The following is a 23,991-nucleotide window of genomic DNA, read 5'->3' as shown; positions in this document are numbered from 1 at the left end:
ATGAGAAAAAAATTGTTTAAGAAAAAGTTTTTATCGGTCGCTTTGGCTTTGGTTTTAAGTTTAACCTTTGCGGCTACAAGCTACGCCCACGGTTATACCTATTGGACGTCTAACACTAAAGTAGGCGTAGGACATTTCGCTTACGGCGAGACGGCGGGAGATTCAGATTCGGGGACTAACTATTCTTTGGTCCAGAGGTTTAACTACCACAATAATTTATTTCTCTTATCTTTAAGGGGTTCGTTTGGTTATGTTCCCGCAACTTATACTGGCGCCACGCAGGGCGGAACGGCCACGACGGGTAATGTTCACTATGCTTTAAATAATTTTTCAGTTGGCGCAGGTATTGATCCGCGTCTTATGAATGGGCTTATGCAGAATGAATTATATTTGTCTTTGGGCGATATGAATCACGACTTTATGGCGGCTAATTCGTCTTTTTCAGGAGGAGCAACCGGTTATGACGAAAGCTATCAGGTCAAATATTTAAGTCTTACGTATAAAAACATTTACGCTTTTACGCCTAAGGTTTCTAACGTATTTAAACTTGAATATCTTGACGGTTTTAACGGAACGGCCACTACTAAAGGATTGCATGGGTTTATAGGCGATTATTTTATCGGTAATAATCTTGAGTTTAACTTATCCGGAGAGAACGGTTATACGGTAGCCGAAGGCGCAAGATACAGACTTACCGATAATCTTTCTTTAGTCGGAGACATCTATTATTCAGCTTTGTTTTTTAAACATTCAAACACGAGCAACGTATTTTACGAGCCGTCTTCCATGACTCATCAGTACGGCGTTCAGATAGGCGTTCACTACGATTTTTAAACTTTCAGCGGCTTTTCTTTTTCGTAAATAGAAAAGCCGCTTTATTTTAATTAATATTCTTTTTTGAAGGAGTTAAAAAAATGCAGACAGTTAAAAAAATCAACGATTCAATTTCAAACTTTGAATTGAATTTAAAACAAAACACAAAGGCAAGAATTTTATTGATGTTTACCGTATTAGCTTTATTTGCGTTTGCTTTAATAGGTAAAAATGTTACCGCTGCGACCGTAAACGTAACAAGCGGCAGCTTTTCTGACCTTTATAATACGATAATGGGTTTCATATACGGCGGACCTGGTATTATAGTAGCGATATTAATGGGGCTTTTTGGTGTCGTAATGATGATATCCAAGCACTGGACGGTTTTCGTAGTCGTTATCATTGCTATCATAGTTTTCTTTCTTATACCGGAAATCGTATTGAGTCTTGCTTCGATGGGCGCCAGTTTGGCGGGAGCTGTTATCTAAGGAGGTAAGCGTGGAATTTAAAAGAATACCTAAATACATAGACGCCCCTATCCAATTTCTCTGGTGGGAAATGCAGGAAGGAATAATAATACTTTTGCTTACTTTCGGCAGTATTATTATTTTTCATCAGGCTATTTTCGGGGCTCTCATAGGAGTCGTAATAGCGGCTAAATACGCAAAATTTAAAGAGGAAAATATCAAAGGGTATTTTACCCATTTTTCGTACTGGTTCGGCTATTTAAACGTAAAAAAAAATATAAAAGCGTATCAAAAATTTATCATCAGGTAAAAAAGAATGCAGAAAAAAATCTTATTAATAGCTTTAACGGTCTGTCTTGTCTTTGCGGGAAACGCTTTTGCGAAGACAAGACAGCGGGCTTATAACTACGGCGCAACATACGTGCCGTCATTAACTTACGTATTTCAAAGAAATAAAAGCTTAACGAAGTTTCAAAAGCCGGTTAGCAAGACGGCGGACGGTTCGGTAGCGGGAGCTTTAAAAAAGATGGCGTATTTGCTTAAAGGAAACGCAAGCGCCATACATGTTGTTAAGTTTAAACCCGTCAAATTAACGGTTTACGGATTTAAATTTAATTCATTTGTAATAAATAAAATGCTTTCAAAAAAACTTAATAAAATTAAAAAGCTTATAGCCGGAAAAAAAATAAAAGTGAAATCTATAACCGGCTATACGGATCACTTCGGAACAAAAGCGTACAACAATAAATTGGCATTGGAAAGAGCCGAAACCGCAGAACGATTTTTGGGTCTTAAAAATATAAAAATATTCGGATACGGCAAATGTTGCTATATCTCTAAAATCAATCTCAAAGACAGAAGGGTTGTTATTTATGGAATGGAAAAATTTTAAACGTGAATTAGACAGAGCGATTTTGCAGACTTGGACTATGAGGATAGCGGTTATCGCTATGTCTTTGGTTATAATCGTTCAGATGTTTATGATATTCCGCTTGACGAGCAACTCAAAGACTATAATATTGCCGCCTAAAGTGAAAAAAGCTTTTTACGTGAGCGGTTCTCACGTTTCTAAAGGGTACGCTATAGATATGGGGCAGTATTTGTCCCAGACGCTTTTAGATTTAACGCCTCACAATTATAAAACGCAACTCAACCTTTTTTTGCAATTTGCCTATCCGCCTAACTATAATGCTTTAAAAACGGAACTTTTAGTGCAGATGAAAGCGCTTGCTACGCTTTCAGTTTCTCAGGCGTTCTTTCCTCAGACTATAAAGGTTAAACATCATATTATTTACGTCGGAGGAACTCTTATAAGGGTAATAACGGATAAGAGCAAAAGCTATCAAAAAACCTTAAAAATAAAATATTTAATTAAAAACGGAGAGTTTTATGTCCAGTCTATTTCATATCAAAAGAAAGCATATTAAGCATTATTTATTTTTATTTTCTTTAGCCGTTTTTTTTCTCGCAGCACCTCCGAGCGGTTACGCTCGTCCTTTGTATCCCGCGCCCCCCAAAGTAAAAAGCGGAGGCATAAAGGGCAGGCGTAGCCGTCCTAAAAAAACGGACAATGCCGTTCAAAAGAAAACTAATGTTGCGCTTCCGCCGTTGCCTGTCGAAAATAAAAAGTTATTAAATCTACCGGCTACGGTAAATGCGGTCCATATCAGCGTAAAATCCGGTCAGACCAAGACGATTTATCTGTCGAGGGCTTTTATTAACAGAATCAGCTTTAATCATTATATAGATTATGCCAGAACGTCAAAGACCGGCGACGTTTCCATAACGTTAAACGGCAAAGACGCCGTAGTCGTTTTTTCTCCCTATATGATAGAATCCGGAGCGGTTAAAAAAGTCGTATATCCTAAAATACCGAGTTCGGTTTTATTTAAATCGGGAAATTCCGTAGTATCGCTGCTCCTTATTCCTAAGAATATTCCGCCCCAGACTATTTACGTAAACAGCGTTTTAGGGCAAAAAAGTCGCTCTTTTCATTCAAGCGGCGGTTTTTCTAAATACGTGGCAAAAGTATTCAGGGATATTTACGCAAAACGGATTCCTAAAGGGTATATGCCTAAAAAAACGGATATAGTTTATAAATCCAATTATCCGCAAATAGCGATAAAACTTATAAAGAAATATAAAGGTAAATTTAGCGTTTACGAATATTTAATTAAAAATCTCTCTAATAACGAAATTTCTTTATCCAATAAAGAGTTTCTTTATCTAAAGAGCAATATCCTTGCTATTTCTTTATCCAACGAACATCTGTTTAAAAATACATTCACAAGACTTTTAATCATGGGGGAATAAAATATGTCTGACGATTTGAATTTAAATAACGACTTAAACGACGACGAAGACGGCGAAAAGAAAGGCAATGCTTTTATAGCTAATTTACGCTCTAAGTTTAAAACCGAAAAGTCGTGGCAGTTATTCGTAAAAATAGCGATGTTTAGCGGCGTAGCCGTTGTTGTTATAGTAATAGCTCTTTTATTTATGAGAAACAGGCCTGTTATGCTTAAGACAAAAAAATCTCCGGTAGCAAGTATAATAAACGTCAATAAATTATCTAAGCAAAGCTGGGTGGCAAAAGGCGAAAACCAGCTTCAGGAAAATAACGCCGAAATAAAAAATTTAGAAAAACAGAATAAAGTATATCAAAAAGAACTTCATGACGTTGCGGTAATTCATTCTACGAACGGCGCAAAAGGCGTAAGTAAAACGCCTAATCAGCCGCCAAGAGGGGTCTTTACGCCGCCGCTTCCGTTTAACAACAACAATAATAATTCTAAATTTGCGTCTCCGCCCGTCCCCGGCAAAAAGCCGCAGGTTCAAATAGTGCCGATAACAAACCCTATTAATACTATTTTAAATTCTTCGCCCAAGAATACCAAAAAAAATAAAAAAAAAAGTATCGGGGGTTTTTACGTTCCGGCGGGAACATTTACTCAAGGGATCCTTCTTAACGGTTTAGACGCCCCAGCGAGTATGAAAGGCAAGTCTAATCCTTATCCTACGATTATAAGGCTTACTAATTTATCGTTTTTGCCTAACCAATACCGCTTATCTATGAAAGGGTGTTTCGTTATAGCCGAGGGTTACGGGTCGCTCTCAAGCGAAAGGGTATATTTAAGGACTACCGATTTGTCCTGTATAGTCAAGGGCGGGAATAAACATATATCCGCTCCTATTAAAGGCTATATCGTAGGCGAACACGGCAAAGTCGGATTAAGAGGCAAGGTCGTAACGAAACAGGGAGCAATACTCGCAAGAGAGTTTATGGCGGGAATTATGCAAGGGTTTGCCAATGTCGTGAGTATGCAGTCGGAAACTATGAGCTATTCGGCATTAGGTTCTACTTCTACTATTAATCCGTCTAACGTAGGCGAAGCGGGATTAGGTCAAGGTTTAAGTACTGCTGCGGGAGAACTCTCTAAATTTTATTCTAAAATGGCGAATTCTATGATGCCTGTGGTAGTCGTAGGCGCAGGGAGAAAATTAACGCTGGTATTAACGCATGGATTTTATGCGACTTATAAAAATAATATCGAAAGCAATAAATCTAATAATAAACCTAATAAAAAGGGGGCTAAAAAATGAAAAAATTATTTATTTTAACCTTAATGGCGGTATTTTCTTTAACGGTTAATGTTTATGCTATATCTTTAAATACTATTCAAGCAATACTACCGCATACCAAAATTTCTAAAGTTTTAACTACGCCTATTCAAGGACTTTACGGGGCTTTAATGCCTAACGGACAGATAGTTTACGTCTATCCGTCTAAAAAACTCTTAGTATTCGGTCAGATTTGGACTAATACCGGCAAGAATTTAACTAACGAATCTATGGCGGGCATTCAGGCGTCTAAAGCGGAAAAGATTGCAAAATACGTTGATTTGGCAAAAGCCATTAAGATAGGACACGGTCCGGTTAAAGTAATAGAATTTGCAAATATAGACTGTCCTTATTGCAGGGCGTTTGAAAGACTTACCACAGAGTCGAAAAGATTAAGAAATAAAATGACGAGATATTTATTTTTAATACCGCAGCCGTCCATACATCCGCATTCTACAGAAATGGAACTCTATTATTTTACTAAAATGCAGCATTTAAATAATAAACAAAGAGTGGCCTTATTAAACAAGATAATGGTAAAACAAGTTTATTTAACCAAGTCTGGCAATATACCGCCTAAATTCAAGCAGTCTACCTATGCGATGAAAAGGCTTGAATATGATACCGCTTTGGCGCAAAAATTCTCTATTTTCGGAGTGCCGTATTTCATAATAAAAAATCAGGCGGTTTTAGGGCTTAATATAGGTAAAATTTACAGCCTTTTAGGTATTAAAACCGTAAACGTCAAGAAAATTCAGAGCAATATCTTTAAAAATTTTAAATAATATGGATAAAGAAAAAGAAAAACAAATCAAGACGGTTAAAATTAAAAAGAAAAAATTAATTAAAGCGGGGTGTCAATAAAATGCTTAAAAATAAAAAATTTAAAATAGCAGGAATATTAGCAGGCGTAGGTTTTGTGATGCTTGCTTTTTCCGGTTGCGCTATGCTTCCGTATTCAAGTAATTATTCTTGTCCTGAGGCAAAATCCGATATGGGCAACTGTTCGTCTTTGGTAACTAATTACAAGGCGTCTCTACATCCCGCTCTATACGCTAAATTAGAAAAACAAAAAAAGGCAAAAGTTAATTGCCCCGTATCCTTAAGACATACGAAAGCCTGCGAAGAAATGGGAAATAGCGGCGTTAAAACCGTTAAGGCGGGTAAATATAATTTTAAGAAATCTATATCAGTATCGCAGTATCTTCTAAAATATATGCTTAAAACAAGCACTCCGCCTTTATATATTCCTGCGGTAATTAAAAAGATATGGATACTTCCGTATTCCTCTAAAAAAACGTTTCATAGCGGACAGGATATATTCGTAGTCGTTCGTTCGGGCAGATGGCTTTACGGAAATTATTTGTTTAAAAAATATAAAAACGACAAGTTAAATATGTTCAGAATCAGACGCTAACAGGAGAAAAAACAATGCAGCCGTTGCTAAAAGATACAGCTTCAAAATATACGCATATTTCCGAAGTATTGCCGTATTCATGGTATAAAGAAGACGAGCGTATTTATATTCATAATGACGGAATAGCGGGAAGCATACTTGAATTATCCCCCTCTATAGTAGCGGCGGATACTACCGCTTTTGAATCCATTTTAGATATGCTCGTCCCCGGTGCCATAATACAGTTTATGTTATACGGCTCCCCTAATATTACAAACGAACTTGATATATTCGCCTCGCAAAAAGAAAGGGCAAAAGAAGAACCTTTATACGGCGCTCTTATAAAAAACTACGTCGATTTTTTGGATAATAAGACGAAGGATAAAATCAACAATCTTATGGAAACGAAGCTTAAAAACCACAGGCTTTTTATTTCTATTACTATGGAAAAAAGCCTCGACAGGCTTAGTATGATTACCGAATCCATAGAAAATATTTTAAGTACTAAAGGCTATTATCCGAGAAACGTAAAACCTTCCGAATTTCAAGCTTTAGTTTATGAAATTTTGAACATGAACCACGACTTCAGGGATATACCGGAATACGACGACAGAGTGCCTCTTGCAAGGCAAATGCTTGCCCCCGATACTTTAATAGATACGAGAAATAAAAAATACGTTATATCGGACGGCGTTTACTGGGCTTCTTTAGAACCGGTGCATCTGCCTAACGAAACAAACATCTGGATGTTTTCTTCGAGGTTGGGCGATTATTTGACTCCGAACGTCGATAAGCAGCAATTTTATACGCCTTTTATAATAACTGCTTCTTTTGCCATGATTTCAAATAAAAAAGCGGCGGGTATTAAAGGCAGGCAGTCTGCTACAATGGCTCAGGATATGCCTGCAAATTTATTTCCAAGACATAATAAGAAGAAAGCGGATGCTTTACATACTGTAAAGAAAATAGAAGAGAAACAAAAACTCGTTCAGTTTTCACTGAACGTGCTTGTTTCGGGAAAAAACGAAAAAGAGGTAAAAAGAAGCGTAGATACGGTAAAGTCCTATTGGGACTCCGGGGCGCCGCAGCAAAGAATTAAGCTCGGACACGTCGCAAGAATAGTCCCCGTCAATTTCTTTTCGTCATTGCCTATGGCAATGAACAGCGAATATTATACTATTACGGAAAATTACATAACGCTTTTCACCGACGAAGCGGCGCAGTTTATACCTTCAGAAGCCGACTGGGCGGGGACTAAGACGCCGACGATCCCTTTAATATCGAGAAGGGGACAGTTAATGGAGTTTGATTTATTCGATTCTCCTGACAATTACAACGGATATATAGTCGCTACGTCCGGCGCCGGTAAATCCGTATTTATAAACTATTTAACGCTTATGTATCTTTCAAGGGGCGATACGGTTTTTACGTTCGATATAGGGCGTTCTTACGAAAAGCTTTGCGAATCAATAGGCGGACAGTGGATAGAATTTAACCTTAATAATCCTATATCGATAAACCCCTTTTCCGAAATAAAAACGCAGAAAGATTTTGAGGAGAACTGGGAATATCTGAGGGATTTTATTTATTTTATAGGCGCTTCGCTCTCAAAAGACTATTCCGACCAAGTGGAAAAATTAATAAAGTCATATATCGACGGCGCATTGACGGAGCTTTGGAACGAGTATAAAGAAAAACTCGAAATAACGCATATATCTGAATGGTTTTTTGGCAGCGAAGACAGGGAGTTAAAGAACTTTGGGCAGCAGCTTAAACCTTATACCGCTACCGGAATTTACGGCAAGTTTTTTACCGGAAAATCTTCTATAGATTTTACTAAGCCTTACGTCGTTATGGAACTTGATACTATCGAAAATATGCAGGAATTAAGAGACGCCGTTATTATGATTATGATATTTCATTTAACGAATAAAACTTATCACGGCGGTATTTCTAAATCAAGAGTAATATGCTTTATCGACGAAGCGCATAAATTTTTAGGCACGTCTCATAAGATTGATATTTTTATAGAACAGGCGTACAGGCGTTTCAGAAAGCACGGAGCTTCTATAGTTATAGCTACTCAGGGCTTTGACGATATTTATTCGGTAAACGAAAAATCTATATCAAGAGCCGGCAGGGTTATTATAAACTCAAGCTCTTGGAAATTCTTTTTAAAACAGACGGAAGAATCTATTAACGCTTTAAAACTTTCTCAATTAATAAGTTTTTCCGAAATGGATTATCACGTTTTAAGGTCGGTTTCTAATTTTAAGCCTTATCATTCCGAAGTTTTTATTAATACGCCTTTCGGCGTAAAAGTAGTGGCAAGGATAATGGTTGATAGGTTTATGTATTATCTGTTTACTACGTTCATGGAAGACAAGTTAAGACTTAAGAAATATACCGATAAGGGGCTAAGCATGGTTCAGGCGATAGAGTCGGTTATAGCCGAAGACAATGCAAAAGAAAAAAATAAAAATTAATTTTTAGGAGGTATTTGTGGAACAGCAGGAAAAATCGGTAAAAAAACAAAAAACTTTTAGCAAGATAAGCGTTTTGATTTATGCAATATCTTTTTTTGCAATTTTAGTATTGACATTATTTGTTAATATTGTATATATTAAACATATGGGAGCGGGCGGAACTAAAATTTACGCCTTGAATTTAAAAAAACTGACGGATTTAAAAAGGCAGGAAATTCATAAAGAAATATTAAGACATCCTACATCTACCACTCCTAAAATGATAAAAGGAGAGATAACTGATTTCGTAAAGGACATCGATTTGGATACTAAAGTTTACGAGTCTAACGGCGTCATAATAGTAAAACAAGCGGTAATAGGCGGCAAGGGATATGAAGACATTACGGGAAAAATTGAAAGCAGGCTTAAAGAGCAAAAGGTTTTATAGTATTTCTGCGCTTATACTATTTTTTGCTTTCTTCTATCTTATCATAAGCCAGTTTTACGCCTTCGGAATATCCAACACTCCGTCCATGGATACCTATTTTTTTATTAACGAAAAATATACCGCCTTGCGTCCTGCAATAAAGGACGGCAAGGCGGTAGTTTTTCCTGCGCCTAAAAGATTTTTTTTATGGAAAAAATATTATGAAGCCAACGGACTTCATTATCCTAAAAAGGATTTGCTGGTTAAATACGTAGCTTGCACGCATGGACAGATATTAAATACCGTAGGCAGAAAAGACTATTGTAACGGAAGATTTATAGCCGAGATACCAAAGTATGCGGTTTTAATACCTATGCCTCATATGAAAATAAAAGGTTTTCCGGTCTGGCATAATTATAAAATACCCGCCGGTTATTTTTTTGCCGCTTCCCCGGATAAATACGGATTAGATTCGAGATACTTCGGATTAGTTAAAGATAGCGTTGTTAAATATAATACTATACCGCTTTTTCCTAAGTCGGTGATACGCTGATGCTGTTACTTTCAAGTATTTTGCTTTTGGCTTTTTCATTTTTTTTTTATTCATGGATTTCGGCGTATATTCTTTAATTTTTGTATTATTGTCGGGTTTTAATTTTTTTATCTCGTATGATGTTTATAACTTCGCTATAAATATAAAAAAAGAATTCAGTAAGACTGAGAAAAAAATTGCAAGATTAAAAGATACGGCGGAAAAAGACCACTTGACCGGAGCGAATAACAGAAGAACATTCGATAAATATTTAGAAGAAGTTTATAAAGAATCTCAAGTTAGCAACGAGCCTTTTTTTGTAGTTTTTTTCGATATAGATCATTTCAAGAAATTTAACGATACATATGGACATGAGGCGGGAGATAAAGTGCTTAAAATATTTGCGCAGACTATAAATAAAAATATAAGGAAAAACAGCGATGTATTTTTCAGATATGGTGGCGAAGAATTTGTTTTGGTGTCGTCTAATCATATAAGGAACTCATTACAGGAGGCAAGGTTTTTAACAAAGAAATTAAAAGACGCCGTAGAAAAGATAAGAATACCGGATTTACCGAAAATAACCTGCTCAATGGGCGTGGGTTTTTTTGACAGCGGTAAATCAAAAGAGGAAATACTAAAAGAAGCGGATAATAACGTCTATTTAGCAAAAGAAAATGGAAGGAATAGGATATACATTACGAAAGATATAGCAGTTGTTTGATTTTAGGAGGGTTTATGTATAAAAATTTAAAATTTAAGATAGCGTCTTTGCTCTTATCTTTTTTCTTGATTGCGACGCCTACGCTTGCGACCGTTAGTTATTATGTTCAGCCGGCATATGCAGGGATAAATTCATTCGTTTCCGCAGGTCTTAACGGTGCCAATTCCGTATCTAATAGCGGTGGAGCAGGGGTATTTCATACGCAAGGCGAAAATATCTATGCTTTAGGTTATAGTAACGTAAGATTTAATACTGCGGGTCAGAGCTTGCAGTTATTTACCATAACCCCGCCTAATTTCTCGATAGGATGTTCAGGTATAAGCGCCGAATGGGGAGCGTTTGCAATGCTCGGTTCTCATTTAATGCAAGTCCTACAGTCTATCATCCAATCGGGTGAAGTATTGGTATTTGCTTTCAATATGGTTTTAGGCGTCCTATGCAAGCAGTGCCAGACCATTATGAATCAGATAGAAGCTATTGCCAATAAGCTTAACGGGCTAAATTTTAATTCCTGTCAAACGGCCGAAGCGATGGGCAACCTTGCCGGAGCGGAATTAGGAAATATGATAGGTAAAACAGGCGTAGCGGGTGCTACAAACGCTTTCGCCGACCAAGTTAGTAATACTTTAGGCAATGTTTCTAACGCTGTTGGAAACTTTGTAAATACCGTCAACGGCGCTATGAACTGCGCTTCGACTGAAGCAGGAGCGCAGGCGCTAGTAAACTCAGGATTTTCGAGTTGCGGACAGAAGGCGGCCGCAAGTCAATTTCAAGAGGGGTCTCTCTTAAGAAATTCTTTGTTGCAGGCGCATATCGGTTTAATAGACGGAACAAAACCGGGTACAGGCGGCGCAAATGATTTGATAGGAGTTTTAAGGGGGCAGTTTATAGGGGATGTCGTCGGTTATGCGTCTGCGGCTAAAAAAGGAGAACCTGTTGTTAGAATGTTTTCTCCCGCCGAGGTCGTTACTACTAACCCGACAGGAAATCAATTAACGAGTTTATTTGGCATGTTGATGTTCGGAAGTAAAAATGTAACTTCTATGGTAATTCCTTTTCCTCCGTCCGGTTCCGTTACAAATGCTACAAGTCTATCCAGTCTTGAAGAAGTAACGCCTAATATGTGTTTTCAGGGTTTTGCGTTTTATTATAAGAGTTATTTAAATCAAATTATGCAAAGTTACTTCGGCGAGTCTAATTTTTTAAACGTCGGCAGCGGACTTTGTGGAACTTATGTGGCAACATTGTCTCAATCGCAAATGGATAATCTCATAACGCAATCTTCCGTCCCTGTGCTGTTAGTTCTTAAACTTGCATATGTCAATAACGATCCTGCCATAGTAGAAACAGCAGCCGATTTAATGGCTGCGGGTTACGCGAGAAGTCTTTTTAGCGATATATTAAAGGCGGTAGAGATCAACGTTATGGCGGCAAAAAATTTAGACAGAAAGAAAAAAACGCGCATATGGAATATTTATGTAAATCAGGTCAAACACGTGCAGAGCGCTATCGATAAAATGTATGATACCTATGAATCTACGCTTCATATTCAGCAGGCTAATTTAAAATATTACGCTAATCTAAATAAGGCGTGGGTAAGTTCGCTATCGCAATATGGGCTTGCTGGAAATTACAACTATAATCCATAATTTTTGGAGTTTTTATGTATACGGTTTACGCTTTCGGAAACGGCTATCTGCTTTACGGAATGTTTCAGGCGATAGCCTTGTTTTTTAAAAATAATAATATCGGGGTTCTGTTTACTATATTGGCTTTAATAGCGGCGATTTATTATGCTATCAGGGTTACTATCTATCATCAGCATTCGCTACTTTCTACGGCTAAATACGTTATAGTTTTCAGTATAATACTAACGGGGCTCGTTTATAATCAGACTACCGTAATTATTAACGATGTTTCAAATCCCGCGGCTCCTACAAACGCCCAACCTATAAGTAACGTTCCTTGGGGAATAGCGGTTTTATGGTCGGATTTTACGACTATTCAATACGGGCTTGCCAAAGATTTTACTAATGATTTTTCAGTTCCTGCCGGAGATAATATGCTGTCCGAAGGTTTAGGCGTTTCCATAATTCAGCAGGCGGACAGCGCCACTATTTCGACGTCTAATTCCTATCTTTATCAGGATTATAACCAGTATATTTCAAACTGCGTAGCGCCGGGAATATCCGCCGGATATTTAGACGTTTCCGAACTTTTGGGAGCCGGAGACGCAACCGATACCGCGTCCCAAACTTATAACTCTAACGCCGCAAACAGCATTTGGACGGTTATGAGCACTTACACGTCTAATACCGCAACCGGCGGGGGCGGCAATCTGCTTACGGAATGGTATTCAGGTAGTTCCCCAACTTCCGTTACCGAAACGGCTTCGGGTCAAAGCGATCCCGGCGGAACGACAACCACTTGTTCTCAGGAAACTACTTGGCTTCAAACTGCCGTTCAGGATTATATAACAAATAACGCAGGTCCGGCTATAGCGGGCGGTTTACAAATGGCTTCCTTTTCCGACCTGTCAAATGCCATAGGCGCGGTTAATCCTTATATATTTAATATGCAGCAGGGCGGTCAGGCTCAGCTTATGCAGGCGATAGGCGTCAATATGTATGCTCCCGCAATTTTAAAAATGGCTCAGGCGTCCGATTCAAACGCTTCTTCTTTGGCCGTAGCAACCGGAACGGGGGTAACATCTACTAAAACGGGCATGATGGAGTCCGGCATACTTGCGGGCAAATATATGCCGATAGTTTTCGGCATATTCGAAGCGATTTTACTCGGCGCTTCCGTTATTATTTTTATTCTTATTTTAACGCATATGGGCGTGTCATACCTTAAGCTCTTATTTCAGCTTATGATTATGATTACGATTTGGCCGTCTTTGACCGCAATATTTAATTATATAACGCAGCTTATAATTCAAGCGCAGTATCAACCTATTGCAGGTTTAGGCTATTCCGTTTCCGGAAGTGGAACGGTAAATTCTTTCCTTGCTACATCCTTGTCTTGGATGGGTTATTTCTCATGGTCGGTTCCAATGGTTGCCTATATGATAGCCTCAGGTTCCAGTTACGCCGTCGCAAGCGTAGTCGGCGGAATGGACAGCGCCATATCTAAAAACGCTTCGGTTAAAGGAGCAGAAGCAGGATTAGGCAATATGACGGCGGGGCAGATTAAAGATAATATCTATCTTGCTAATGGGACGAATGTCACGAACGTTCAAAATACGGGATATAGGGCAAGAAATTTTACAAACGAGCACGGCGCAAATACAGGAGAGCAGATAATCGACGGTATGAAAGTAAATACCTATGAAAACGGAGGACATGAATATGCGTCCGTCCAGGCGGGAAGTGGTGCTACTGCTACATTGGAAAAAGGTTCTGACGGATGGGGCTTTACAAACGTTTCTAGCAATATGAGCGCTAACGAGAGAAAAGCATTAGAAACAGATATTAAAACCAACTTAACGCATGAAGAAAGAGAATTGAACAGCAGATCTCAGTCTGTTACTAAAGCTTCCGACAGCATTATAAACAGATATAATAAATATGAAGCTTCGCAAGGCAATACCTCTACTTCAGGACATATTCAAACCGTTAAGGTTTTTAATTCAACGAAGAACGGACAAAATACGACGACGGCGCATAATACTACTACTGGAAAAAATGGTACTGTAGGATTAGAAATAGATGGCATAGGAGGTGCTGTAACTACTGGAAGCAGCCATTCCGTTAATTCGGCTCATACGACGGCAACGGCTTCCGGCGTTGCTCGGAATACAGGCACGCTGCATCAAGATTTAGCGACTATAGCAAGCAAACATATTGCTGGTATTAGTAACGATGCAAGACATGAGTTAAGCCAAGTTAATAGATTAGAACAAACGGAGTCTAAAATTAAGGATTTAAAGCAGGAACTTGGAGAAGTGCAAACTGGAACGATGGGGGTTACGGGAGGCGTAACGCCGGCATTTTTAAACGCCACACATACGGGTAAAGGCGGTCTCTCCAATTTTGTCGGACAGTTTTCAAATTTTGTTACCGATTCTAAACATTTATCGACTATGGCTCCAGTATTGCAGCAAATGGCAAATTTTGGAGATAAAAGCGCAATGATTCCTGGAGTTAATGCTGGCATCAATGCAGGAGGAAAAGTTCTTCATTCGGCGACATCTTCGGTTCCTACAAATATATCTGGTCAGGTAAAACATGCTCAAGGCGTAATTAACGGCAATTTTAACAATAACGGCGGCAATTATGTTAATTTAAATAATGCGGCGAGTAATGCTTATAATCTTCCGTTGCCAAGTATAGGCTCAGTAGGCGAACCGACGGGGGCTACGAGTCATTGGGTTAATAAAGAAGCAAATCCGGCGGCAATGCAGTTTTTACAAAACAATGATCCGTTTGCGCCAGGTTTTAACGGGGGCAAAAAAGATTTTATTAATACAGGAGTTGATCAGGGATTAGGAATAGTTGACGGAGTCGCTGTTTCAACCGTAGGTGTTTTTTCTCAGTCGGGCGCTGGTTATTTATATAATCAATTTAAACAAGGCGGAAAAAATTTATCTAACCCAGGAGCGTTTAACGAAGGACTTAACTTAACGAGTTATGGTGATATTAATCTTAATAGTTTCAATAATAGTATTAATACCGGATTTAATATTGCGAAAGGACAAATGGTTCATCCTTTTGGATTAACGGCGCCAGGTCAACATTAATCTATTTCATATTTTTATGATATAATTTATTAAAATAACATTTTTTTAAAGGGGGCTAATTATGTATGGAATCGGTTATCCTGAATTAATTATTATCGGCATTGTCGTTTTGCTTGTTTATCTTTACAAAAGAAGCAAAAATGCGGCAAACAAAACTTATTCATCGCATAAAACAGGCGATAAGCCTGAATTAAGCAAAAAGGCGTATTATACGATATTTGCCGTTGTTTTTACTGTTTTAGGAATTATATTTAAGTGGTTTATTCCACTTTTAGGCGATATGTTTTTCGCCGCCGGCGGAGTTTTAATCTTAGCTTTAGTTTTAGGAACTATATTAGGCGTGGACTTTGAGATGACGGAAAAACAGCATATAGCAAAAATCGTTTCGGATATTTCAAAAGAAGCTAATAAATACGATAAAGATTAATTTTTTTTTCAAACTAATTTCCGCATTGCGGACACAGCAAAAATGCAGATAAAACCGTTTGCTTTATTAAACATATTTGAAAGAAAATCTTTAAGTTTAATAGACGACCCGCCTGCTTTATTTATTTTTAAAAACGGCAAAAATAAAACATCTATTAAATACGACGATATTTACGATATAAAATACGGCAGCTCTTTTATTTTTTCTACAATAGTCGTTATTTTGAATAATCGCCCCAGCATTAAACTGTCTTTTGTTCTGAATATAACTATAGATAATTTTTTGCATTCATTATCCCCTAAACTCAAATCTCTTTGTCTTTTAAAGTTAAACGATTTAGGAATAGAAATCTTGCGTTCCGATTACAAAGATTTAATGTCTCAGGACAAATATGTCGCATATTCCGATATATCTTTACTTAAAGAAAAATACGGCGCTTTAGTAAACTACTGTTCCTATCTTGTAAAATCTTCTATGTATAAATTGCTTGACGACGCCGATTTATCCCAAAAAATAAAAAACATAGCAGAATTTAGATTTACGGAAGAAATAGAAAAAAGAAACGCCGAATATATAAAATCGGAAAAAAATAAATATAAAAACCTTTTCTTTAGCGCAAAAGGCAATGAGCTTACCGAGGAGCAGAAAAACGCAATTATAACGTTTGAAGACAGAAACCTTTTAATTGCAGCGGCAGGTTCCGGTAAAACCGAAACTATGCTTTATAAATTAAATTATATTCTGAAAAAAGGTTTATATGAACCAGAACAGATACTTCTATTGGCTTTTAATAAAAAAGTCAGGGAAGAATTAATTAAAAGAGCAGGTTTAATCGGCATTGATTTAGGAAGGGGAAATATTCATACTTTTCATTCTTTTGGTTTTTTGGTTATAAATAAATCAGGAGACGGTACGGTTTCGGTAGCCGACGAAAATTTTGCGAACAGATTTATTAGAAATTACGCTTCCGTCAATAAAAAATTCTTCGGTTATTATGTTGAATTTGTAACCCGCTATTTATCTGATTTAAAAGAAACTGCCGAACCCTACGCCGAATACAATGATTTATTGGAAAGAGACAGATATAAAAAAGCTGCAACCGGCAAAGATATCCGTTATAGGACCATAAAAGGCGAATATGTTAAGTCTTATCAAGAAGCGGTTATAGCAAACTATCTATACGTAAACGGCGTCAACTATCAATATGAAAAGCCTTATTTTTCAAAGAATAAAAAACAGATTGTCGCTAATCCTGATTTCTATTACCCTGATGCAGATTTATATCACGAGCATTTTGCCGTTGACAACTGCGGTAAATCGGTTTTCGGGGAAGAATATATAGAAAATATGGATAGAAAAATAAAACTTTACAAAAAAGACAAAATAGATTTTATTGCAACCACGAGCGGTATGTTTTTTTCAGGCAAACTATTTGGCTATCTTAAAAAAGAACTCATTAAGAGAGGTTTAAAACTTGTTCCTAAATCCGTATCGGAAATCAACAGGGATTTAGGTAGAATAGGGGAGAATAAACTGAACGACTTGCTCGTCTGTTTCCTTGATAATTTTAAGGACAGGCAAATTAGCCTTGATGAATTAAAACGAAAAGCCAAATCTATTAAGTTTTCATACGGCAGGAAAAGAAATATTTTGTTTTTAAAAATGTTCGAAGAAGTTTATAGCGCCTACGCAAACGAACTTAAAAGCAAAAACATGATAGACTATACCGATATGGTAATAAAGGCCGCAGAAAGCATTAATTCCGGCGATTTTACCCCAGATTATAAACTTATCATGATAGATGAATTTCAGGATATTTCGGATTCTAAGTTTAATATGGTTCAAGCAGTTTTAAATAAAAACAAAGACGCGAAACTTTTTGCGGTTGGCGACGATTATCAGGCTATTAACGGTTTTGCCGGAGCCAATATTAAATATATCTATGACTTCGATAAATATTTCAAAAGCTGCGGTTACGGCACAAAAACTAATTTTTTAACGAAAACTTTCAGATGTGACAAGGGAATAGTCGATTATTCTTCCGAGTTTATTCAGAAAAATCCGAACCAGATTAAAAAGAGCATAATCGCAAATACAAATTCCGAAGATGATGCCGTCGTAATAGTAAACTATGAAAAAGAATCGGATATATTTACCGATATAGAAAAATATTTAAAGGACGAAAAAAATAAAACCGTATATATTCTTAACAGAAAAAACGGCGCATATTTAAAAAAAGAACTATACGCTCTTGAAATCGACAGGCTTAAAGATGAATTTAAAAAACAGCATATAACCGTATTGAACGATACTATTCACGGGGTTAAAGGACTTGAAGCGGATATTGTTTTTTTGATTTATGCGAATAAAAAAAATATTCCTTCCGAAAACGCAAGCGATTCTATTCTTGATCTCGTATCCGATACCGTTAACGAATATCCTTTTGCAGAAGAAAGAAGGCTTTATTATGTAGCATTAACAAGGGCGAAGGAAAAAGTAATAATTTACACTAATAAAAAATACGAGTCTTCGTTCCTAAAGGAAGATAATACTATATAACAATATATAGCATATACCACTAACTAATTTTTTCCGTATAATATCTTTTTGTTTAATTTTTGTATTGACAAACATTTATTAAAGTGATATTTTTTAACTAATCTATAACTTTAAGTCCCCGTCCGTAAGGGCGGGTAGTTCACGTAAACTTTTATTTTTTTAATTTTTTTCATGACGAGAATAACTCATATTATAGCCGGTTTAACCGTCACCGCCGCCTATATCGGCGTTAGCGGAAGTCACGCCCCTATAAATACCGTTCCTCTCTTATTAACGGGAATGGTAGGCGGTGTTTTGCCGGATATAGATTTAATACTGGGAGACTCAAGAAAAAAAAATACGATATGGAAGCACAGAGGCATTGCTCATACGCTATTATTTCTTGCGGTTTGTATTTTCGGCATTATTTATTTAAAAGGAAGATATATTCATTACGATATAAACCTTAAACCTGAAATAACCGTTTTTACGCTTGCCTTTCTTTCTCATCTATTCCTCGATAGCCTCACTATGGAAGGCGTTCCGTTTTTGTATCCTATTACGAAAAAAGGATTTTGCCTGCATTTATTCAGAGTTGGGACTATTCAGGAATACGGACTTGTTACTTTGCCGTTGCTTGCGGTTTTAATTGTACTTGTTTTAAATTTTGTGCCAAAGGCGGATATATACGCATTAACTCACAATCAATATTTTATACGAAAATTTTTGTAGTTTTCTGGAGGCAATTTTGGAACTAAAAAACAGTCAACCACCCGCGGATAAATCCGCAGGCTTGCAAAAGCCGGTTGATAAGGGAGATTAAATTATGTTTAATCAGCAGTTATTCAAGAGAACCTATAAGGCACACACCTACGGATATCGGGAATTGACCCGTAAAACGCAAGTCCGTAGCAACTGTGGTCTGTTATTAAACAATCCTGAGAGGGTAATGGATAGTGTGACAGACTTAAAAACCTTGAATAACATTCCCGATGCGTATCTAACTTCAACTAACAGGAGGTTTTAAAAACGATTATGTTAGTCTATGTTTTAAGTATTGACGGTAAACCGTTAATGCCGTGCAAAGCGGCTAAAGCAAGAAAACTTTTAAAGCAAGGCAGGGCTAAAGTGGTTAAAAGAACGCCTTTTACAATTCAGCTTAACTTTGATTGTGAAAATCAGGTTCAAGACGTCAAATTAGGCGTCGATACCGGCTATAAGCACGTCGGATTATCGGCGGTATCAAGCGATAAAGAGCTTTTTCGCTCCGAAGTAGAATTACGAACCGACATACAAAAGCTCTTATCGGAGAAAAGGCAATACCGCAGGACGAGACGCAATAGGTTATGGTATCGCAAGGCTCGTTTCTTAAACCGTGGTATTAAAGCCGGTTGGCTCGCTCCGAGCGTAGAACACAGGCTTAACGAGCATGTTAAAGCGGTAGATTTTGTTAAGTCTATATTGCCTGTATCGGAGATTACCGTCGAAGCCGCTGTTTTCGATATCCAGAAAATTAAGAATCCGGATATAACGGGAACGGACTATCAGAACGGCGATCAAAAGGACTTTTGGAACGTAAGGGAATACGTTCTTTACAGGGACGGTCATAAATGCCAAGCTTGTAACGGCAAGAGCAAGGATAAGGTATTAAACGTTCACCACATCGAAAGCCGTCAGACAGGCGGGGATAGACCGGATAACCTTATAACATTATGCGAAAGTTGCCATAAGGCGTATCATAAAGGCAAGATAGAGCTTAAAGTCAAGAAACATAAAGCCTTTAAAGCTGAAACTATTATGTCTATCCTGCGCTGGAAGATAGTTAATAAGCTGCGGGAGTTAGGCAACGCCGTTAGCATTACTTACGGCTACCTTACCAAGTCCTCAAGGATAGCGTTAAAACTCGAAAAGAGCCACGCTAACGACGCCTTTTGCATAGCAGGCGGGAGCGGACAGGAAAGGACGGACAATAACTATTTCATTAAATACGTCCGCAAGTGTAACCGCTCTTTATTTAAGGCTAACCTGCTTAAAGGCGGTAAAAGAAAGGTTAATACCATTAAACAGGCTTTTGGTTTCCACAGGTTTGATAAGGTATTATACGGCAAGATAGAGTGCTTTATTTACAGCTTAAGAAGTTCAGGCTATTTTGATTTAAGGCTTTTGACCGGAGAAAAAATCAACGCTTCGGTTAAATATATAAAATTAAGGTTGATTGAAACTTTTAAAACAAGGAGGATAGCTCTCCTCCCTTGTATGGGGGTATCCGAGCTATGAATAATGATGATTTCGATGGTATGTTTAATCAAGGCTCAGGCACTCCGGGCGTTATGATGCCCGAAAAAAAGAAAAAAGTTCTAACATTTATGGAAGTTATAGACCAAGTGCAAAAATGGAGAGCTATAGAATTAGAGGGCGTTAAATTGCAAACAGACAGATTTACTTATAAAGACAGGCTTGAGTATATGAACGTAGGAATGAAACACGGTTCTTTTGAACTGCTTTTTACTTTACTCTTATTTCCTCTGCTTGCCTTTATAATACCTGATTACGTATATTTTTTTACCGGACATCCGATAGGGTTATTTAAGCAGGTTCTTTTAATATCGGTTGCGCTTCTTCCGCTTATAGCTTATTTAATGCTTTGCCTGACCCTTGCAAGCCTTTATACGGGAAGAATAACCAAAATAGCTATATTATCCCTTCTAACGGGAAGAACGGTTATGATAGGGCTTATAGGCGGTTTTTCAATAGTTGTTTTTTATCTGCTTTATAAATTATCCGGCTTTGTCTCGATAGGGCATTATTTCGTTACTTTTTTTTCTTGGGCAAAATTCATAGACAGAAGTTTGCCGCAGAAAAGGGTTTATTACTCTTTGTTGTTTTATAAATTAATAAGGCCGTCTTTTTTCGACCTTATGGTAAAAAGCGCTTTGGTTTACGGAATAAGCGCATTTATTCCTTTGTTTACCGTGGGATGTAAAGCTTGGTATATAAAATATACTTGCAAGTCAAAAAAATCATAGGAGGATTAATATTATGCTGGAGAATCAAGAAGAACTACAAGAACAAACCACTGAGACGGCAGGCGTTCAAACGGAAGAAACCGTTAATCAAGACAATGCGGATATTCAAGAACCGTCGCAAGAAAATCCAAATCCTGAAAATAATCAGGTGCAGCCGGTATCCGAAAAAATAAAATCTTTAAACACGATTTTAGGGTACGTAGCGGTCAATAAGCCTATAATATTCGACAAATGCGTAAAGACGGGCGCAGTGGCGATGTCGATATTTGAGCTTCTAAAAATGGATTTCGACTTGATTAAAAGCGGTAATAATGAAGAAGCCAGATTAGAAAAAGAAGATTTAGTGGTAGCTTCGTATATGGCTAATAGCGGTCTTATCGGCATACCCGAATATATTTTATATAAGGGAGATTTAACTGGAGGCGAATACGATATGATGAAACAACATACTAAGTTATCGGCTAATTCGGCATTACCAATATCTCCCGTTTCGACGTTGGCTATTTTAGACCACCACGAATTGCCTTTAGCAAAAGGCTACAACAAAAAGATGACGGGAGTTTCGAGAAGCGCTTATGTTATCGGCATAGCCGACAGGTTCATCGATGATGCTCATATGACGAGTTCTTTGAATAAACCCGCAAAGTCAAGATACGATGCTGTCAGCAATGCAGTAAGTATGTTCGATAACACGTCTCAGATATTTTCGGTAGAAGAAATTAATGCTATTGCTGCTTTATTGCTAAATATAAATATTTAGGGGGGACAAAAATTGAAAAAAATATTTTTTTTTACGGTTTTAGTTCTTTCTTTTATTTCGATGATTTCGCTTGCTCATGCCGACGTATATTCTAATTTACAGAAACTTGACGAAGCCGCTTATATAGCCGGTAAATCTATTTATAAGAAAAAAACTGATTTAACTACCACGCAGAGTTATCAAGTATGCAAGATTTTTATGCTTAAATACAATAAAAAACTTGCGGAAGGAAACGGCAATCCTAATTATAAACTGTTTTTGCACTATATGTCTCCCGCTGAAGTTACATATTGCTGGGCAGGCTATATCAAAACGAAAAGTCTGTTTAAAATAGACGAAATATCCTATTTATTAGGAAAACGTCTTTACAACCAAAATCCGGATTTAAGCACGAGGCGGAGTTATATAGACTGTGAAAATGATAGCGTTGCATATAATAAATCGCTGGAGGCTAAAGTCGGTAATCCTAACTATAAAGTATTTTTGGATTTTATAACGCCGGCCGAATATACTTACTGCTGGGTAGGATATTTAGATGCGGCGGGAGCGGGAAATAAATAAATTTAAAATTTGATTTTATATGCGTAAGTTATCATTTTTATTAATTTTATCCGTATTATTTTTATCGGTTTCTACCGCCTGCGCCCAAAGCTATTGCTTTAACCGCGCCGCTTTTAAATACGGTTTGCCGGTATCGTTAATTAAGGCGGTAGCCTATACCGAAAGCGGGTTTAATCCTCAGGCGGTAGATTATGACAATAACGGAACTTACGATTACGGCGTAATGCAGATAAATACTATCTGGTATAAGCAGTTAAAGCCGTATTGGAATAATTTAGCCGATCCTTGCTATAACGTTATGGTAGGTTCTTGGATATTATACCGCTGCGTAACGAGATTCGGCGGTATTAAAAAAGGTTTAGCTTGTTATAATTCGGGTTCGCCGGACGTCAATGCGGATAAAAGTTATGTTTATAAGGTATTGGCGTCTGAAAGAAAATTTTAATTAGAGGTAAACATGCTTAAAAATAAAGCAATAGACAATTTCAGACAATCGGCTATTAATTTTTGGTCTTATATTTTGCCAAAATTAGAAAAGCCTTACTCTATTATCCGCTGGCTATTTTGGAAAATTGTTTTTTATATAACCGTCGCACTTGTAATGCTCGGAATAGTTTTAATTATTGGTTTTCATTATAATATTCTTACGTTTAATCAAAAATTAATAACGCCTAATGCCGTAATACTCTACCGCTCAAAACTCCCTGCTAAACTAACTAAAAAAGAAACTAAAGAATGGGCGGAGATAACGGTATTAGAAAAAAAACTAAATAAGGCAAATAACGAGTATCAATTATTGCAAATAAAAAAGTTAGAATCGCTCCCGAAAAAGAGGTAACCATGCTAAAAAAAATATTGTTTTTAATATTATTTTTATTTTTATTTACGACCAAAGCCTACGCCGCAAGCCCCACTACGACTTACGCTTTGTCGGGTTCTTTAACCGCTACAAATTCGTCAGGTATATCGTTTTTTACTTTATCGGGTTCAACGGACACTATAACCGGTTCTAACGAGGCAATCGGTTCTATTACGTATTCGGGCGGGAGTTTTAGCGGTTCTATTACAATAAATAGCGGAAGCGGTTCGATTACTCTTTCAGGTTCTGGCGATACTATTAGCTATAACGGCAATAGCATAACCTACGACAGTTCTACTAATACTTTTTCTGGTTCTATTCCTTTATCTTTAACTGAAACCTTAACAGAGCCTGCAACGTGTTCAAACGGTTCTGCGCCTACGAGCGGTTCTTGTTCTGGCGGGGCTTATTTAACTTGCGCTGAGAGCGGATATACGCTATCCGGCTCTACCTGCTCCGAAACCGTAAGCGGTTCTTTTACCCTGTCAGGTTCAAGTTCTAATATAGATATATCGGGCGGTAATTCAAGCGGTTCTATTTCTATGACGCAGACGGAAAAATGTCCTACGGGATATACGCTTTCAAGCGGTTCTTGCGTTGCAAATACTAATGCGGGAGCAACCTCGACTTTTGT

General features: G+C 37.4%; 25 protein-coding genes. All 25 read left to right on the top strand.

Annotated features, from left to right (window positions below; translation table 11 throughout):
* Complete coding sequence (locus tag EVJ48_01350) at positions 1-834, top strand: hypothetical protein (GenBank protein ID RZV40163.1); 834 nt, start codon at positions 1-3, stop codon at positions 832-834.
* 80 nt (positions 835-914) lie between these two features.
* Positions 915-1,301, top strand: a complete 387-nt coding sequence (locus EVJ48_01345; protein RZV40162.1) for a hypothetical protein — start codon at positions 915-917, stop codon at positions 1,299-1,301.
* Positions 1,261-1,590 (top strand): type IV conjugative transfer system protein TraL, encoded by a 330-nt coding sequence (gene traL, locus EVJ48_01340; protein RZV40161.1) that lies wholly within the window; start codon positions 1,261-1,263, stop codon positions 1,588-1,590. Before EVJ48_01345 ends, traL begins: the two co-directional genes overlap by 41 nt.
* A 6-nt stretch (positions 1,591-1,596) precedes the next feature.
* The gene (locus EVJ48_01335) at positions 1,597-2,172 is read left to right on the top strand and encodes a hypothetical protein (GenBank protein RZV40160.1); all 576 of its coding nucleotides are present in this window, start codon (positions 1,597-1,599) and stop codon (positions 2,170-2,172) included.
* Positions 2,153-2,707: a hypothetical protein gene (locus tag EVJ48_01330; GenBank protein RZV40159.1), complete on the top strand. Its 555-nt coding sequence runs from the start codon at positions 2,153-2,155 to the stop codon at positions 2,705-2,707. Before EVJ48_01335 ends, EVJ48_01330 begins: the two co-directional genes overlap by 20 nt.
* On the top strand, positions 2,670-3,593 hold the full coding sequence (locus EVJ48_01325) for a hypothetical protein (protein RZV40158.1): 924 nt from the start codon (positions 2,670-2,672) through the stop codon (positions 3,591-3,593). Before EVJ48_01330 ends, EVJ48_01325 begins: the two co-directional genes overlap by 38 nt.
* Before the next feature lie 3 nt (positions 3,594-3,596).
* A complete protein-coding gene (locus EVJ48_01320; GenBank protein RZV40157.1) occupies positions 3,597-4,883 on the top strand; it encodes a hypothetical protein in 1,287 nt (428 codons plus the stop codon).
* Positions 4,880-5,686 carry a hypothetical protein gene (locus EVJ48_01315; GenBank protein RZV40156.1) on the top strand — a complete coding sequence of 269 codons (807 nt, stop codon included), beginning with the start codon at positions 4,880-4,882 and terminating at the stop codon, positions 5,684-5,686. Before EVJ48_01320 ends, EVJ48_01315 begins: the two co-directional genes overlap by 4 nt.
* 80 nt (positions 5,687-5,766) lie before the next feature.
* A complete protein-coding gene (locus EVJ48_01310) occupies positions 5,767-6,318 on the top strand; it encodes a hypothetical protein (GenBank protein RZV40155.1) in 552 nt (183 codons plus the stop codon).
* A gap of 14 nt (positions 6,319-6,332) precedes the next feature.
* Positions 6,333-8,783 carry a conjugal transfer protein TraG gene (locus EVJ48_01305; GenBank protein ID RZV40154.1) on the top strand — a complete coding sequence of 817 codons (2,451 nt, stop codon included), beginning with the start codon at positions 6,333-6,335 and terminating at the stop codon, positions 8,781-8,783.
* 16 nt (positions 8,784-8,799) lie between these two features.
* Positions 8,800-9,210 carry a hypothetical protein gene (locus tag EVJ48_01300; GenBank protein ID RZV40153.1) on the top strand — a complete coding sequence of 137 codons (411 nt, stop codon included), beginning with the start codon at positions 8,800-8,802 and terminating at the stop codon, positions 9,208-9,210.
* On the top strand, positions 9,155-9,742 hold the full coding sequence (locus EVJ48_01295) for a hypothetical protein (GenBank protein ID RZV40152.1): 588 nt from the start codon (positions 9,155-9,157) through the stop codon (positions 9,740-9,742). The genes EVJ48_01300 and EVJ48_01295 overlap by 56 nt, the downstream gene beginning before the upstream one ends.
* A 52-nt stretch (positions 9,743-9,794) precedes the next feature.
* Positions 9,795-10,445 (top strand): GGDEF domain-containing protein, encoded by a 651-nt coding sequence (locus tag EVJ48_01290; GenBank protein ID RZV40151.1) that lies wholly within the window; start codon positions 9,795-9,797, stop codon positions 10,443-10,445.
* Positions 10,446-10,459: 14 nt separating this feature from the next.
* Positions 10,460-12,094, top strand: a complete 1,635-nt coding sequence (locus EVJ48_01285; GenBank protein ID RZV40150.1) for a hypothetical protein — start codon at positions 10,460-10,462, stop codon at positions 12,092-12,094.
* Between the two features lie 14 nt (positions 12,095-12,108).
* Entirely contained in the window at positions 12,109-15,186 is a 3,078-nt protein-coding gene (locus tag EVJ48_01280) for a conjugal transfer protein TraG (protein RZV40149.1), read from the top strand.
* Between the two features lie 61 nt (positions 15,187-15,247).
* The gene (locus EVJ48_01275) at positions 15,248-15,613 is read left to right on the top strand and encodes a hypothetical protein (GenBank protein ID RZV40148.1); all 366 of its coding nucleotides are present in this window, start codon (positions 15,248-15,250) and stop codon (positions 15,611-15,613) included.
* A gap of 42 nt (positions 15,614-15,655) precedes the next feature.
* On the top strand, positions 15,656-18,172 hold the full coding sequence (locus EVJ48_01270) for a hypothetical protein (protein ID RZV40147.1): 2,517 nt from the start codon (positions 15,656-15,658) through the stop codon (positions 18,170-18,172).
* A gap of 171 nt (positions 18,173-18,343) precedes the next feature.
* Positions 18,344-18,883, top strand: a complete 540-nt coding sequence (locus EVJ48_01265; protein RZV40146.1) for a metal-dependent hydrolase — start codon at positions 18,344-18,346, stop codon at positions 18,881-18,883.
* Positions 18,884-19,186: 303 nt separating this feature from the next.
* Positions 19,187-20,428 carry an HNH endonuclease gene (locus EVJ48_01260; GenBank protein ID RZV40145.1) on the top strand — a complete coding sequence of 414 codons (1,242 nt, stop codon included), beginning with the start codon at positions 19,187-19,189 and terminating at the stop codon, positions 20,426-20,428.
* The gene (locus tag EVJ48_01255) at positions 20,425-21,177 is read left to right on the top strand and encodes a hypothetical protein (GenBank protein ID RZV40144.1); all 753 of its coding nucleotides are present in this window, start codon (positions 20,425-20,427) and stop codon (positions 21,175-21,177) included. Before EVJ48_01260 ends, EVJ48_01255 begins: the two co-directional genes overlap by 4 nt.
* A 13-nt stretch (positions 21,178-21,190) precedes the next feature.
* Positions 21,191-21,937 carry a hypothetical protein gene (locus EVJ48_01250; GenBank protein ID RZV40143.1) on the top strand — a complete coding sequence of 249 codons (747 nt, stop codon included), beginning with the start codon at positions 21,191-21,193 and terminating at the stop codon, positions 21,935-21,937.
* A gap of 12 nt (positions 21,938-21,949) precedes the next feature.
* Positions 21,950-22,498 carry a hypothetical protein gene (locus tag EVJ48_01245; protein ID RZV40142.1) on the top strand — a complete coding sequence of 183 codons (549 nt, stop codon included), beginning with the start codon at positions 21,950-21,952 and terminating at the stop codon, positions 22,496-22,498.
* A gap of 19 nt (positions 22,499-22,517) precedes the next feature.
* Complete coding sequence (locus EVJ48_01240; GenBank protein ID RZV40141.1) at positions 22,518-22,943, top strand: lytic transglycosylase domain-containing protein; 426 nt, start codon at positions 22,518-22,520, stop codon at positions 22,941-22,943.
* A 12-nt stretch (positions 22,944-22,955) separates the two neighbouring features.
* On the top strand, positions 22,956-23,336 hold the full coding sequence (locus tag EVJ48_01235; GenBank protein ID RZV40140.1) for a hypothetical protein: 381 nt from the start codon (positions 22,956-22,958) through the stop codon (positions 23,334-23,336).
* Positions 23,337-23,338: 2 nt separating this feature from the next.
* Positions 23,339-23,991 (top strand): hypothetical protein (locus EVJ48_01230; protein ID RZV40139.1); only part of this gene is annotated, 653 nt, incomplete at its 3' end.

It is taken from the genome of Candidatus Acidulodesulfobacterium acidiphilum, from assembly GCA_008534395.1.
Classification (GTDB): Bacteria; SZUA-79; SZUA-79; order Acidulodesulfobacterales; family Acidulodesulfobacteraceae; genus Acidulodesulfobacterium_A; species Acidulodesulfobacterium_A acidiphilum.
The sequence above is the reverse complement of the archived record's forward strand: the minus strand, read 5'-3'. Positions and strand labels throughout refer to the sequence as shown.